The sequence below is a fragment of the Chryseobacterium sp. AG844 genome (assembly GCF_003182335.1).
GTDB lineage: Bacteria > Bacteroidota > Bacteroidia > Flavobacteriales > Weeksellaceae > Chryseobacterium > Chryseobacterium cupriresistens.
Genome location: NZ_QGTV01000011.1, coordinates 94824 through 108878 on the forward strand (window position 1 = coordinate 94824; position 14055 = coordinate 108878).

The following is a 14055-nucleotide window of genomic DNA, read 5'->3' on the forward strand; positions in this document are numbered from 1 at the left end:
TCCGATTCATTCCAAATAGTAAATATCTTAGTTTCAGCCAGCAAAGCTATAGATATCATGAATCATATATATAATATTAGGGAGTGAATGGTGCTAATTCGGGAGTGAATGGATTTTTATTTTACTTCATTAAAGGCAAAAAACATACGAAATATTCACTATCTACAGAAATATGAAGAAGATTATTCTTAAAATATCCATAAACCTGATTCAAATATTCAATTCCGAATTTCTCCCCCTGTACCGTTTCCGTCTTAGGCTGCAAGGTATTCTTTACCGTGATCCCGTCCTCATCAACGATAATGATAATTTCCAGAGGTTGATCCATCGTTGCAATATTATGTTTGGTCGCGTTTTCCGTGACTATCTGAAGGGATAAATAGGGAATTCTTTTTTCAAGACTTTCAGGAGCATTAATAATCAATTCAAACTTCAGTTCTTCATCAAACCTGCTTTTCAGAAGTTCCATATACTGCTGTATAAATTTAATTTCTTGTGAAACAGGAACAATATTATCTTTTGGAGGCACTATAAGATACCTGTAAATCCTGGAAAGATTCATGGTAAACTTCTGTGCATTTTCTTTATTAATCCCGATCAGCATATAAAGGGAATTCAATGAATTGAAAAGAAAATGGGGATTGATATTATTTTTAAGCTGCTGAAGCTGATTGATCACTTCTGCTTTATGCATCTTTTCGTTTTCTACCAACAATAAATTCTTTTCAGACTGTATTTTTTCTTTTTCCTGATAAGCCAGGCTGGTTGCTCTCTGAAACAATATAAATACCGTTACAATGAGAAACAACGCTGCCAGAAAAATGTAAACAGTATAGGTTTTTATCTTGCTGATATTTTCGTCAATAATAAAATTTACATGATTCACTACCGTGTATCCATCAAAATTATCAGTCTTCAATGGTTTTATAAAGCGTGTTACCTCCACTCCCAGATATTCTGAAACGGCTGTTCCTTTAGTATATCCTGCTTCAGTTTTGCTGGTCAGTGTATCATTAGCTTTAATATCTGTAAAGTCAAAAATATTCTTTCCGATATATTTTTTTTCCGGATGGGTAATACAAATTCCTTCTTTAGTAAAAACGTAGGCGTACGTATTGGAACTTTTATCCACGTTGATAAAATATTGATGAAGATCATCCAGGCTTACGGTAGAGCCATAGTACAATTTGTTTTTATCAGGTAGTATCAAAGAATCGTAACTAATCCAATACATGCTGTCCTTTTTGGTAAGCAAAAGGTCTTTAAAATGTCCCGGTCCGTTATTCTTTATCACAATAGAATTTTCTTTACGATCTGTCTTCCTGAAAATACCGGATAAAGGATTATTACTATCTGTTTTTCCTGAAGTGGTGTTTTCATAATAATACCAGCTGTAAGGGAGCAGATTTCTTTTTTTGTTTAAATCATTTAAAACCGAAGAATAATCCTTGTAATTCTTCAGTCCGTCTTTTTGAATCAGTGCGCGAAGCAGATACTGATAATCCTCAATATTCCTGAATTCATGTTCTATCGATTCATACTTTCGGAAGAATGTTTTCTTTGCAAAATCATCGGTATTCTTACGACTGTCTTCTGTGATCAAAAGACTCAAAACAGCAAATGCTGCCACTGCGATCAGGCAGGCAGATAAAGCGGTGATGTAAATGGATTTTTTGGATAAGGCGTGCTTAAAATTAATAATCAAATTCTCTAAATTATGGATTCCTCTACATATAAATTATTCGTTTGCAAAGATATAACAAAGATTTCAGGACTGTAAAGTGAATTAAATTTAGATTTCATATTTTAAAGCAAAAAACAAAAATCAGATACGCCTAAGTCTTAAAGTTCGTTAATATCGTCATTGAGACCACCTATTCATCACGCTATATTTTGAAAATTAATTATCTTCGCCTACAAATCTTATTTGAAAATGAAGAAGATCATCTCCGGGATATCTATTTTTTGTGCCATCGCTATTTCAGCTCAGGAAGCCATCCAGTTTCAGGAACTGCCATTCAAGGACATTATTGCCAAAGCCAAGAAAGAAAAGAAATTGGTTTTTATTGATGCCTATGCATCTTGGTGCGGCCCTTGTAAAATGATGGAAAAAAATGTCTTCACACAGAAATCCGTGAGTGATTATTACAATACCAACTTCATTAATGCGAGATTTGATATGGAAAAAGGAGAAGGCAGAGATATTGCTTCGAAATTCGGAGTACGCTCCTATCCTACTTATCTTTTCCTGAACGGTGAAGGCGAGCTTGTTTCCCGAAATACAGGATATATGGAAGAAAGCCTGTTTGTGGCAATGGCTCAGGATATCAATTCACCGGGAAACAAAAAAGGATCTCTTAAAGACCGCTTTGCCGGCGGGGAAAAAGACCCGGAATTCCTGATCAATATTATGAAGCTTAATGCCAACTCAGATTATGAATTTGCCAAAAAAGCTTCAGAAAGATACTTCCAGAACAAAAAGAAAACCGAAGAACTGTCAAAGGATGAAATCGGATTTCTTCTTTACTTCGTAAAATCATCGGAAGATACCAACTATCCTGTTTTTGCATCCAGAAAAGCAGAGATTATTAAATTCCTTCCTGAAGAAACTTACAATGAATTTGATGCCCAGCTGAAACTGGGAAAAATAGTAGAACAGTCTATTGATGATAAAAATAAAAAAATCAATGATGACTATTTTATGAAAGCTGCCGAACCATTGGTAGGGAAAGAAGCTGCTGTTAAAAAGCTGAATCAGACTAAACTCAGCTATTATGAACAGAACAGTAATTTTCCTGAATACGAGAAAGCGGCTTTAGATTATTATAAAAATTCTGATGCCTTTGATCCGAATGAGCTCCTGAGAGCAGCATGGATATTTGCAGATCATGTGAAAACTCCATCTTCATTAAAGAAAGCTACAGAATGGGCAGAAAAATCTGTTATGAGAAGCGAAACTTCGGAAAACACTTATATTCTTGCCAAGCTTTATCACCTTACCGGAAATAAAGAGATGGCAAAAAACTATGCTGAAATGTCTAAAAATATGACAGTTCAGGGCAATAAGGATTCTCAACTGGCAGATGAACTATTAAAGCAGATAAAATAAACATCATAAACCGGATGAAATATAAATTATTAGCAGCAGGCATTTTAGCTTTCCTGTCTACAGCTACGTTGAGCGCTCAGAAACAGGAACAAGGAGGACAGGATAACAGTTTATACATAAAAGGGAATGCTTTATTTGCTCCGATAGGGATTTTAAACCTTGGAATAGAAAAACAGATCAGTCCGAAATATACCCTTCAGGGAGATGTTTTCATTTCACCATGGAAATCATTTGCAGGACACAAACTACAGTTTTACTCTGTCTCTGCAGAAGGAAGATATTATTTTACTGAAGCTTTCAAACATTGGTATGTAGGTGCAAACGTAGCTGTTGCTGCTTACAATGCCACAAAATGGAGTTATTGGAATGACAATACCTTTGAAAACTGGAATAAAGAAATCCTTAAAAACTCCAACCTGTACCAGAAAGGATTTTCTGTAATGCTGGGAGTTACAGCCGGATACCAGTTTCAATTATCCGAGCGCTGGAATCTTGATATTTACGGAACAATCGGAACATCACAAGGGTTTTATAAAGGGTACGACAAATCTACAGGAAGACGTTACGATTCTGCCAAGGAATTCAATAAAAGCGGTGAAATCATCCCATACAGAGGCGGTGTCATGATTTCTTATAAATTAAAATAATACAATGAAACCATTCGGAAGAAATCATATTATCATTTCAGTCATCACTTTTGTGATTCTTTTTTTAATGAATTATATCGGGAATGATTTACCTGATAAATTACAGAGAGCCTTAATGACGGCTTTTGCAGGAGTTGTTGGATTAACTATCGGACTATTTATATTGAATAAGGGCAGAAATGATAAAAATCCGCCCCAAAATTTTGATTAATTAATCTTCGTACACCACATATCTGGTTCTGATCTTTTCGAAACTTTCCAGATCTTTTTTCCATGAATCTTTAATTTCCGGAATTGATTTTCCTGCGATGATCTGTTTTCTCAATTCATCAGTTCCGGATAAAGTATCAAACCACAGATTTTTCAGGAAGAAATCCTGCTGTGGATTTTTATAGTTTTGATAGGCTTTGATTACCCATTCAAGATTCAGTTCTCTTAGATCCTTAGGATAACTGGAAAGGTTTTCACCATAACACAACTTCCCGTTCAGGAATGGATCTTTAGCTCCGTAGCTTGGTTTTGGCGTAAACTGATAAGGCAGATTTTCCGTCCATGGAGAACCATAAATCTGGAAAGGAAGATCTGTTCCTCTTCCTACAGAAACCTGGGTGCCTTCAAAAAAGCAAAGGCTCGGATATAAATTAATCGCTTTATCATTGGGTAAATTAGGAGAAGGTTTATCAAGTATTGGGTAACGCTGCTTTTTATGATAATTCTTCATCGGAACAAGCGTATATTTCGCCTGTACTTGATTTTTAAGCCATTTCTCTCCGTTTACCATCTTTCCATACTCTCCTATTGTAAGCCCATATACCACGGGAACTTCGTGAAGTCCGACAAAACTTGCCCATTTTTTCCTCAATACAGGACCGTCGGTATATCCGTCATGCGGATTGGGACGATCCAAAACCATGATCTCCACATTATTTTCAGCGCCTGCTTCCATCAGATAGGATAATGTAGATATATACGTATAAAACCTCACTCCAACATCCTGAATATCAAAAACAACAACATCAATTCCGGAAAGCTGTTCCGGCTTTGGCTTTTTATTATTTCCATATAATGAAACAATGGGAATTCCGGTCTTCACATCTACTCCGTTCTTCACTTTTGCCCCTGCATCTGCATCTCCTCTGAATCCATGTTCAGGAGCGAAAATAGACTTGATTTTAATTCCGTTTTTTACCAGAAAATCAACCAGATGGGTTTTATCAATCATTAAACCTGTCTGATTGGTTACCACCCCAATTGTTTTATTCTTTAACAACGGCAGGTAGATTTCAGGCTGGTCGGCACCCGTTTTAAAATCCGGTTGAACTTGAGTCTGAGAATAATATTGGTTGAATACTCCTAAAAAAATTAGGCAAATCAGAAGTAAATTTTTAATTTTGAAATCTAAATTCATAAGCTTGAAATTTCCTTTATATTTCTCTAGAAAAATAGCATTTTCCAAAGATAACAAAAATAACCTTTCAAGGGTTATCATCTTCATTGGCAGGCTTTCCGTAGCTTTGGGAATTATTGTTTCCCTCATTACCGTAGCCACCGGTTTTGGTTCAAAAAAAGCTATCAAAGAAAGGCTGGCTGATTTCAGCGGACATATTACCGTAAGATCTACAAGATCCAATTCTTCATACAATACTTCTGTACTGGACAATCAGGGACTGAATATTGCCAAGATAAAAGAACTTCCCGATGTGGAAAGCACTCAAAAATATGTAACAGTTACCGGAATTATGCGTAATGAGCACAATTTCGCAGGCATTATATTTAAAGGAATCGGTAAGGATTTTGATAGTTTAAGATTTAAAAAATTCCTTATAGCCGGAACAACTCCGAAGGTAACAGAAAAAGGATTCAATAGTGATGTAGCGATTTCTCAGAAAGTAGCCAATGACCTTCATCTTAAATTGAATGACAGCATTGTAACCGTATTTTTAAAAGCTGATCAGAAACCGCTTTACCGTAAGTTCAGAGTTATCGGAATTTACAGAACGGATATCAAGCTCATTGACGAGCAATTCGTTATCGGCGGTATCAATCATGCCAGAAAAATTCAGGATATGAAACCTGATGAAATTGGCGGAATCGATATCTTCCTGAAGAATGTGAATGATATCGACAAAGATTTTCCTGACATTGAGAAACTGATCGGGTATAAAAATTATGCTGAGAAAGCGACAGAAAAATTCCCGCAGATTACAGACTGGATCAGTATTTTTGATACCAATATTGCTTTGATCATTATTATTATGCTTATCGTAGTGGTCATCAATATCATTATGGTTTTGCTGATCCTTATTATCGAAAGAACCAATTCTATTGGTCTTCTCAAAACATTAGGCGCAAGCAATTCACAGATAAGAGCTACCTTTATCAATTATACCCTGATTATTATGATTCCAGGGCTTTTGTACGGAAATGCTATCGGATTGGGATTGATTTTAATCCAGAAATTCTTTGGAGTTATCAAGCTGAATCCTGAAAATTATTATGTAAGCACCGTTCCGGTAGATCTTAACCCTATTGCTATTGTCTCCATCTCAGTAGGAATTCTTATTATCTCAGGACTGGCTTTGATTATTCCGAGCTACCTGATCAGTAAGATTTCTCCGGTGAAGGCGATTAAGTACAACTAATACGATATTTGATATTTGATATTTGATATTTGATATTTAAAAGTTATTAATTGTGTATCAGTTGATTTCAGTATTATCCACAACTTATCCACATGTTATCCACAATGAAGATAATTTTAAAAGCCGTATCTTTGTGCCGCTTATAAAACATTTATGAAATACGCAAAAAATATCCTTGAAACGATAGGTAACACACCGCTGGTAAAGCTTAACAAAGTATTAGGTGAAGATTTTCCGGCATTGGTATTAGCAAAAGTAGAGACCTTCAATCCCGGAAACTCCGTAAAGGACAGAATGGCTCTTAAAATGATAGAGGATGCCGAAAAAGACGGCAGATTAAAACCTGGAGGAACCATTATTGAAGGAACTTCCGGAAATACAGGAATGGGACTGGCACTGGCTGCCATCATCAAAGGATACAAATGTATCTTTGTGACTAATTCAAAACAGTCAAAAGAAAAATGTGACATTCTTCGTGCTGTAGGAGCTGAAGTAATTGTTTGCCCTACCGACGTAAAACCTACCGATCCAAGATCTTATTATTCAGTTTCCAAAAGACTGGCAAAAGAAACGGAAAACGGATGGTATGTCAACCAATATGATAATTTATCTAACAGAGCTGCTCATTATGAATCTACCGCTCCTGAAATCTGGGAACAGACAGAAGGAAAACTGACTCATTTTGTAGTAGGAGCCGGAACAGGAGGTACAATCACCGGATGCGGAACATTTTTCAAAGAAAAAAATCAGGATATCAAAGTAATCGGAGTGGATACTTATGGCTCTATTCTGAAAGAATTCCACGAAACAGGTGAACTGCATTATGACCATGCTTACACCTATATTACAGAAGGAATCGGGGAAGACATTATTCCTGAAAACTATGATATGTCTGTAATTGATCACTTTGAGAAAGTAACGGATAAAGACGGTGCTATCTATGCCAGAAAACTGGCGAAAGAGGAAGGTATTTTCTGTGGATATTCTGCCGGAAGTGCTATTGCATCTTTAATTCAGATGAAAGATCAGTTCACAAAAGATGATGTCATTGTTGTTTTACTTCATGACCATGGCTCAAGATATGTAGGAAAAATCTACAATGACGAGTGGATGAAGGAAATGGGATGGTTGGAAGAGAACAAATAAGCTAACTTGTATATAATAAAAAACGGAGCAAAATTTTGCTCCGTTTTTGTTTTTATTAATCGGTTTTAACTTTCTCTTTCAATGTATTTTTGAGAAAGCTGTATTCTTTCTCATTCATTGATTTTCTGGGAAACATATAGCTGTATTTTCCTTCCAGAGAAATAAATTCATGAGTGCTGTCGAAATATTCAAAATCCTTCCATTCGCTGGTTTCTTTATCGCCGTCAATATTGACGGTGAAAAAGTTCTTATCCAACCTGATTTCATATACTTTACATCTTTCAAGCCCGCTTAAATAATGATTCACCTGTTTTTTCCATCTTGAAACTTTATTAACACTTACGGATAAAAAAACAGCACAAAGCAGAAATATAAAGCTTAAAAAGTATAAAATCCCCACACTTTCTTTACTCAAAAGATCTTTGAAAAGAAAAACAATGAAAACAACTACTGCTGCTGCAATGGTGGCAATCGTTTTACTTTTTGTAGTCGGTGAAAAAAGCAGACTTCCCTGATTACCGCTAAAATAAATATCTTCAAAAATCTTCCTGTCCGGTTTTAGTGTAATCACCTTTTCTTCATTCATAATTATAGAGTTTGCTTTAAAAAGCTACAAAACTAAACTAAATATCTTCATATTGATCACTTATGGCAGAAAGTTTATTCATGAGTTCTCTGTTTCTGCGGTTCAGAGCATCCAGTTTTTTCAGCATATTATGAATCACTTCAAGGCCGGGCAGGTTAATTTCGAGATCATAATGCCAGTTGGCAAATTTTTCCAGGTCAGGCAGATCTTCATACATCAGATAATGAATATTGTTTTCAATCTGAATATTCAGCAGCCCGTAATCTACAAGCTCATCAAAAAAAGTAATTTCTATATTATAGATTTTTACGAGTTCTTCCCGTGATATTCTTTCACTCATAGCTTAGGAATTTTTTAGTTGTTCAAAAAGTTCTTTCTGCTTTTCGGTAAGGTTGGTTGGCAGTTTCACTTCATAAGTTACAAAAAGATCACCGTGTTCTCCTTCTTTTTTATAGACTGGAAAACCTTTTCCTTTAAGTCTTACCGTCATTCCGGTTTGGGTTTCCGGTTTCACTTTAAGGTTTACACTTCCATGGAGCGTATGTACTTTTACTTCTCCGCCCAGAACAGCAGTATACAAATCAATGGTGACTTTGGTTTTCAGATCATCGCCGATTCTTTCAAAATCCGGATCAGCCGGGATATTGAAGGTAATGTATAAATCTCCATTGGGTCCTCCGTTTACGCCTGGATTTCCATGTCCTTTTAACTTGATCTGCTGCCCGTCATATACTCCTGCAGGAATCGTGATTCTTACTTTTTTACCATTGATTTCAAAAGTTTGCGGATGAGTAGTTGCGGCGTCCCTTAAATTTAAGTTCAGTTCAGCATGAATATCCTGTCCTTTGAACTTGCCAGAGGCTCTTCCTCTGGAACTTCTGCCAAATCCACCGCCTGCACCGCCAAACATATCCTGGAAGAAATCTGAGAAATCTTCACCTCCACCAAAGTCTGCACCGGAATAACCTCCGTTATAACTTTGTTGTTGATACTGTCTTTGCTGTTGCTGCTGGGCTTTTTCGTATTCTTCGCCGTGCTTCCAGTGTTCTCCGTACTTGTCATATTTTGATCTGTTTTCCGGATTACTCAGCACTTCGTTCGCTTCATTCAGTTCTTTGAATTTCTTTTCTGCTTCTTTGTCTCCGGGGTTGAGATCGGGATGATGTTTTCTTGCCAATTTCCGGTAGGCCTTTTTGATATCATCCTGTGTTGCGTTTTTATCTACGCCTAAAATTTTATAATAATCTATATAAGCCATAGAAATGAGGTTTACTCAAATTTATGAATTTTAGGTCTGAAAATTGTATAACAGAATGTTAAAAATAAACCTATCTTTGATAAAAACCCATACATGAAAGATGTATTGAAAAACTACTCTGGAATCATATTTTTACTTTTAGGAATCATTGTTGGAAGCATCATAGGAATTGTTGCACCCGGTTTTGTGGAATACATTAAACCTTTGGGAGATATTTTTCTGAATCTTCTTTTTGTGAGTGTGGTTCCTCTGGTATTTTTTGCGGTATCCAATTCTATTGCCTCTCTGGAGCAGCAGTCTAAATTTGGAAAGATCATCCTTGTAATGGCTCTTACTTTCTTATTTTTTATTCTCACAGCAGCTGTTTTCACAATTTGCGCGGTCTATCTTTTTCCGGTTTCAGGGGTCTCTGGAAGTTCTGAGATGATAACAGAAGCGGCCAATGAGGATACATGGGGCAACAGAATTGTAAGTTTCTTTACCGTGGGAGAATTTACAGAGCTTTTTTCAAGAAGGAATATGCTGGCTCTTTTAGTATTTGCTTTCCTGACAGGATTTGCAGCCAGAAAAACAGGAGAAAAAGGACAGCCTTTCAGAGTGTTTATCGCTTCAGGATATGAAGTCATGAAAGAACTTCTTTTGCTGGTAATGAAACTGGCACCTATTGGTTTGGGAGCCTACTTTGCTTATCAGGTCGCTACTTTGGGGCCACAACTTTTTGGATTTTATGCTAAACCTTTAGGGTTATATTATATTGCAGGAGTTATTTATTTCCTTGTGTTCTTTTCCATCTATGCGTTTATGGCGAATGGGCAAAAAGGAGTGAAAAGCTTTTGGACAAATGCGATCTACCCTACTTTGACCGCCATAAGCACATGCAGCAGTTTTGCAACAATGCCTGCTAATTTACAGGCGGCTTCCAAAATCGGGATTCCGAATTCTATTGCCAATCTGGTGATTCCTATCGGGACTACTTTGCATAAAAACGGGTCTTCCATGTCTTCGATTATCAAGATCTATGTGGCATTCTTAATTATTGGAAAAGATTTTTTTGATCCTGCCAATCTGCTTTTAGCTTTGGGGATTACTGTTTTTGTGAGTATTGTAGCGGGTGGAATTCCTAATGGCGGATATATTGGGGAAATGCTGATGATTTCTGTTTATAAACTACCCCAGGAAGCAATTCCTGCGGTGATGATCATCGGGACATTGGTAGATCCGTTGGCTACCGTTCTGAACGCTGTAGGAGATATCGTGGCGGCTATGTTTGTCAACCGGTTTGTCAAGGTCTGACTTTTTTGTTAAAGACCCTATTCACTACGTTTTACCGGTTCGAGGTTTTCATATTCTTCCGGGGTAAATAGCCTGTAATGAACTTTAAACGTTTTTCCCAAAGGAGTTTCCAGTGAAAACCCACCAGGTCCGAAACCTTCTGTAACATCGAGGGTAAAATGTGAATATTTCCAGTATTCAAACAAATCGCGGTCTATCCAGAACTCATGTCCGTTGATGGTTCCTATCATGGCATCATTCATTCTGGGAAAGAAGCCTCCTTTTTCAAAACATTGCGGCTGAGTCCCTTCACAACATCCTCCTGCCTGGTAAAACATCAGGGGGCCGTATTGATCTTCCAGCTTGTCAATTACTTCAAGTGCCTGCTCAGTAGCGGAAAGTCTTGATATTTTTGTTTCCATTGTTTTTATTTTGATTTAATGTAAACCTTATATTGACAAAAGATCCCGGTACAATAAATTAACCGGGATCATCTATACATCATCAAATTAATTTGAGCCGGCAATATCCAGAACGATTCTGCCGTCAATCTGTCCTTTTTTCATTTTATCGAATACATCATTGATATCTTCCAGTTTTGCAGGAGTAACGGTGGCTTTTACCAGTCCTTCATTGGCAAAATCCAATGCTTCCTGCAAGTCTTTTCTGGTTCCTACAATAGAGCCTCTCACGGTGATCCTTTTCAAAACCGTTTCAAAAATAGGGAGTTCAAAAGAGCCGGGAGGCAGGCCATTCAGAGCAATGGTTCCTTTTCTTCTCAGTACATCTATTCCCTGTTTGAAAGCGATAGGTGAAACCGCAGTAATCAATGCGCCGTGCATTCCGCCGACTTCTTTATGCAAATATTCTCCAGGATCTGTGTTTTTTGCATTGACTACAAGGTCTGCACCTAATTTTTTCGCCAGTTCAAGCTTATCATCTGCTACATCAATAGCAGCAACATGCATTCCCATAGCTTTTGCATATTGAACTGCTACATGTCCCAGTCCACCGATTCCTGAAATGGCTACCCATTCGCCGGGTTTTGTTTCTGTTTCTTTCAATCCTTTGTAAACTGTGACTCCGGCACATAAAATTGGGGCAATTTCCAAAAAGTTAACATCAGATTTCAAATGTCCCACATATCTTGAGTCTGCAATGACGTATTCTGCAAATCCACCATCGACACTGTAACCGCCATTTTTCTGTGCTTCACAAAGGGTTTCCCATCCTGTAATACAATAATCGCAGCATCCGCAAGCACTGTACAGCCATGGAACTCCTACCGCATCTCCTTCTTTCACAAAAGCTTCCGGTCCGCAGGCTACCACGATCCCTACTCCTTCGTGTCCGGGGATAAGCGGCATCTTAGGTTTTGCAGGCCAGTCGCCATCCACAGCATGTAAATCTGTGTGGCAAACTCCACAGGCGATAACTTTAACAAGCACTTCATATCTTCCGGGTTCTCTTACAGGTACTTCTTCTATTTTCAAAGGTTGGCCATAGCCCTGAACTACCGCCGCTTTCATTGTTTTTGGAATCATATTTTCTTTTTTGGATTGAGTTATTTCACGTTATCAGTTTTTATCTCTGCTTCTGAACTATTAATTTCCCTGCGTGAGGGATAGGAAGGGCGGCGAGGAACGAGCCGGTGCGCAATGCAATGGAGCACCGAAACGAAGTGCAGCCCTGGATAGCCCGACCGTTTTGCCCTGGATAAAGCCAAGGCAATCGGGCACGTCCTAAATAATAATATTAAAAGAAACCTAGCTTATTCTTGTTATAAGAAATCAGCATGTTTTTGGTTTGACGGTAATGATCGAGCATCATTTTATGGTTTTCTCTTCCTATTCCTGATTGTTTGTAACCTCCGAAAGGAGCTCCTGCCGGATAAGAGTGATATTGGTTTACCCATACTCTACCTGCTTCAATCTGTCTTGGAATATTGTACAGCTGGTGGGCATCTCTGGTCCATAAACCTGCCCCCAGTCCGTAGATCGTATCATTGGCAATTTTCACGGCCTCTTCTTCATCTTTGAAAGTGGTAAATGCCAGCACAGGCCCGAAAATTTCTTCCTGAAAAATTCTCATTTTGTTGTTTCCTTTGAAAATAGTCGGCTGAATGTAGTAGCCGTCTTCAAGATCTTCTCCCAGGTGATTGACATCTCCACCCACCAATACTTCTGCTCCTTCATCTATTCCCAGCTGGATATAGGAAAGGATTTTATCTTTCTGGATCTGCGAAGCCTGGGCTCCCATCATTACGGTTTTATCCAGTGGATTTCCTACTTTGATGGCTTTTACCCTTTCAATCACTCTTTCGATAAAGGCATCTGCAATTCCTTCCTGAACCAGTAATCTTGAAGGACATGTGCAGATTTCTCCCTGGTTAAGGGCAAAAAGAACAGCTCCTTCTATGGCTTTATCTAAAAATTCATCATCTGCATCCATTACAGAATTGAAGAAAACATTGGGTGATTTTCCTCCCAATTCCAACGTTACCGGAATAATATTTTCTGTAGCGTATTGCATTACCAATCGTCCGGTAGCGGTAGAACCTGTAAATGCTGCTTTGGCAACTTTCGGATTGGTAACGAGCGCTCTTCCAAGTTCTGCTCCGAATCCGTTGACAATATTAATAACTCCTGCCGGTAAAAGGTCACCAATAAGCTCCATTAATACCATAATGGAAACAGGAGTGCTTTCTGCAGGCTTTAAAACAACACAGTTTCCTGCTGCCAATGCCGGAGCCAGCTTCCAGACAGCCATCAGGATCGGGAAATTCCATGGGATGATCTGTGCGATTACTCCAAGAGGTTCGTGAACAATTAAGGAAACGGTGTCTTTGTCCAGTTCGTTATGAGATCCTTCTTCTGCGCGGATCACAGACGCAAAGTATCTGAAATGATCAATAGCTAAAGGTAGATCTGCTGCCAGTGTTTCTCTTACAGCTTTTCCGTTATCTATTGTTTCTACTGTAGCAAGGTATTCCAGGTTCTGTTCCATTCTGTCTGCAATTTTGTTCAGGATGATGCTTCTTTCTGTAGAAGAAGTATTTTTCCATGTTTGAAATGCTTTTTCAGCTGCATCAACAGCCAGTTCCAGGTCTTCTTTGGACGAGTGTGCTACCTGAGTGAAGTTTTTGCCATCTACCGGGGAAACCACGTCAAAATACTGTCCTTTAACGGGTGGTGTGAATTTCCCGTCAATATAATTATCGTATCTGTTTTTAAACTCCGGGCGCTGTAAAAGCGTTGTTGATCTTGGTTCTGTAATAGTGCTCATATTAGTATTGTTTTTATTTTTCGATAACGCCAAATTACACTGAGAAGCCAGAAAGAGTATAGCACAATCGTATAAAAAAAGTGGAAAATAGTGCAAGAGGTTCAATTTTA

Annotated in this window: 14 protein-coding genes; 6 read left to right on the forward strand and 8 right to left on the reverse strand. The window is 37.9% G+C overall.

Features of this window, described 5'->3' with window-relative positions; all coding sequences use genetic code 11:
- Positions 1-121: 121 nt before the first annotated feature.
- Positions 122-1705: a histidine kinase gene (locus DEU40_RS12695; protein WP_110010169.1), complete on the reverse strand. Its 1584-nt coding sequence runs from the start codon at positions 1703-1705 to the stop codon at positions 122-124.
- Between the two features lie 228 nt (positions 1706-1933).
- On the opposite strand from DEU40_RS12695, the gene DEU40_RS12700 reads away from it, so the two are divergent.
- From DEU40_RS12700 to DEU40_RS12710, 3 genes are read left to right on the forward strand one after another with little or no spacing between them, the layout of a single operon-like run.
- A complete protein-coding gene (locus DEU40_RS12700) occupies positions 1934-3109 on the forward strand; it encodes a thioredoxin family protein (protein WP_110010170.1) in 1176 nt (391 codons plus the stop codon).
- A 14-nt stretch (positions 3110-3123) separates the two neighbouring features.
- Positions 3124-3756 carry a DUF3575 domain-containing protein gene (locus DEU40_RS12705; protein WP_110010171.1) on the forward strand — a complete coding sequence of 211 codons (633 nt, stop codon included), beginning with the start codon at positions 3124-3126 and terminating at the stop codon, positions 3754-3756.
- Positions 3757-3760: 4 nt separating this feature from the next.
- The gene (locus tag DEU40_RS12710; protein WP_089690129.1) at positions 3761-3967 is read left to right on the forward strand and encodes a hypothetical protein; all 207 of its coding nucleotides are present in this window, start codon (positions 3761-3763) and stop codon (positions 3965-3967) included.
- Here DEU40_RS12710 and DEU40_RS12715 read toward each other — a convergent pair whose 3' ends face one another.
- Positions 3968-5164, reverse strand: coding sequence for an exo-beta-N-acetylmuramidase NamZ domain-containing protein (locus DEU40_RS12715; RefSeq protein ID WP_110010207.1), 1197 nt, complete (start codon positions 5162-5164; stop codon positions 3968-3970).
- 4 nt (positions 5165-5168) lie between these two features.
- Here DEU40_RS12715 and DEU40_RS12720 point away from each other — a divergent pair, with 4 nt between their 5' ends.
- Complete coding sequence (locus tag DEU40_RS12720) at positions 5169-6398, forward strand: ABC transporter permease (RefSeq protein ID WP_110010172.1); 1230 nt, start codon at positions 5169-5171, stop codon at positions 6396-6398.
- A gap of 153 nt (positions 6399-6551) precedes the next feature.
- On the forward strand, positions 6552-7544 hold the full coding sequence (locus DEU40_RS12725) for a PLP-dependent cysteine synthase family protein (RefSeq protein ID WP_110010173.1): 993 nt from the start codon (positions 6552-6554) through the stop codon (positions 7542-7544).
- A gap of 55 nt (positions 7545-7599) precedes the next feature.
- Here DEU40_RS12725 and DEU40_RS12730 read toward each other — a convergent pair whose 3' ends face one another.
- The 3 genes from DEU40_RS12730 to DEU40_RS12740 are packed head-to-tail and all read right to left on the reverse strand — an operon-like array spanning position 7600 to position 9388.
- Positions 7600-8130, reverse strand: a complete 531-nt coding sequence (locus tag DEU40_RS12730) for a hypothetical protein (RefSeq protein ID WP_110010174.1) — start codon at positions 8128-8130, stop codon at positions 7600-7602.
- A gap of 37 nt (positions 8131-8167) precedes the next feature.
- The gene (locus DEU40_RS12735) at positions 8168-8470 is read right to left on the reverse strand and encodes a chaperone modulator CbpM (RefSeq protein ID WP_079242769.1); all 303 of its coding nucleotides are present in this window, start codon (positions 8468-8470) and stop codon (positions 8168-8170) included.
- A 3-nt stretch (positions 8471-8473) separates the two neighbouring features.
- Positions 8474-9388 (reverse strand): DnaJ C-terminal domain-containing protein, encoded by a 915-nt coding sequence (locus DEU40_RS12740; protein WP_110010175.1) that lies wholly within the window; start codon positions 9386-9388, stop codon positions 8474-8476.
- A 93-nt stretch (positions 9389-9481) separates the two neighbouring features.
- Here DEU40_RS12740 and DEU40_RS12745 point away from each other — a divergent pair, with 93 nt between their 5' ends.
- Positions 9482-10681, forward strand: a complete 1200-nt coding sequence (locus DEU40_RS12745) for a dicarboxylate/amino acid:cation symporter (RefSeq protein WP_110010176.1) — start codon at positions 9482-9484, stop codon at positions 10679-10681.
- A 17-nt stretch (positions 10682-10698) separates the two neighbouring features.
- Here the strand turns inward: DEU40_RS12745 and DEU40_RS12750 are convergent, their stop codons facing one another.
- The 3 genes from DEU40_RS12750 to DEU40_RS12760 form a co-directional block, all read right to left on the reverse strand.
- Complete coding sequence (locus DEU40_RS12750) at positions 10699-11082, reverse strand: DUF779 domain-containing protein (RefSeq protein ID WP_110010177.1); 384 nt, start codon at positions 11080-11082, stop codon at positions 10699-10701.
- A gap of 87 nt (positions 11083-11169) precedes the next feature.
- Positions 11170-12204, reverse strand: coding sequence for an alcohol dehydrogenase AdhP (gene adhP / locus DEU40_RS12755; RefSeq protein WP_110010178.1), 1035 nt, complete (start codon positions 12202-12204; stop codon positions 11170-11172).
- 211 nt (positions 12205-12415) lie between these two features.
- Positions 12416-13945 carry an aldehyde dehydrogenase family protein gene (locus DEU40_RS12760; RefSeq protein ID WP_110010179.1) on the reverse strand — a complete coding sequence of 510 codons (1530 nt, stop codon included), beginning with the start codon at positions 13943-13945 and terminating at the stop codon, positions 12416-12418.
- Positions 13946-14055 lie beyond the last annotated feature (110 nt).

Bases quoted from the DNA above. Each gene is read 5' to 3' on its own strand.
- DEU40_RS12740 (WP_110010175.1), bottom strand. From the start codon at position 9,388: ATGGCTTATATAGATTATTATAAAATTTTAGGCGTAGATAAAAACGCA.
- DEU40_RS12730 (WP_110010174.1), bottom strand. From the start codon at position 8,130: ATGAATGAAGAAAAGGTGATTACACTAAAACCGGACAGGAAGATTTTT.
- adhP (WP_110010178.1), bottom strand. From the start codon at position 12,204: ATGATTCCAAAAACAATGAAAGCGGCGGTAGTTCAGGGCTATGGCCAA.
- DEU40_RS12725 (WP_110010173.1), top strand. From the start codon at position 6,552: ATGAAATACGCAAAAAATATCCTTGAAACGATAGGTAACACACCGCTG.
- DEU40_RS12700 (WP_110010170.1), top strand. From the start codon at position 1,934: ATGAAGAAGATCATCTCCGGGATATCTATTTTTTGTGCCATCGCTATT.
- DEU40_RS12760 (WP_110010179.1), bottom strand. From the start codon at position 13,945: ATGAGCACTATTACAGAACCAAGATCAACAACGCTTTTACAGCGCCCG.
- DEU40_RS12750 (WP_110010177.1), bottom strand. From the start codon at position 11,082: ATGGAAACAAAAATATCAAGACTTTCCGCTACTGAGCAGGCACTTGAA.
- DEU40_RS12735 (WP_079242769.1), bottom strand. From the start codon at position 8,470: ATGAGTGAAAGAATATCACGGGAAGAACTCGTAAAAATCTATAATATA.
- DEU40_RS12705 (WP_110010171.1), top strand. From the start codon at position 3,124: ATGAAATATAAATTATTAGCAGCAGGCATTTTAGCTTTCCTGTCTACA.
- DEU40_RS12715 (WP_110010207.1), bottom strand. From the start codon at position 5,164: ATGAATTTAGATTTCAAAATTAAAAATTTACTTCTGATTTGCCTAATT.
- DEU40_RS12745 (WP_110010176.1), top strand. From the start codon at position 9,482: ATGAAAGATGTATTGAAAAACTACTCTGGAATCATATTTTTACTTTTA.
- DEU40_RS12710 (WP_089690129.1), top strand. From the start codon at position 3,761: ATGAAACCATTCGGAAGAAATCATATTATCATTTCAGTCATCACTTTT.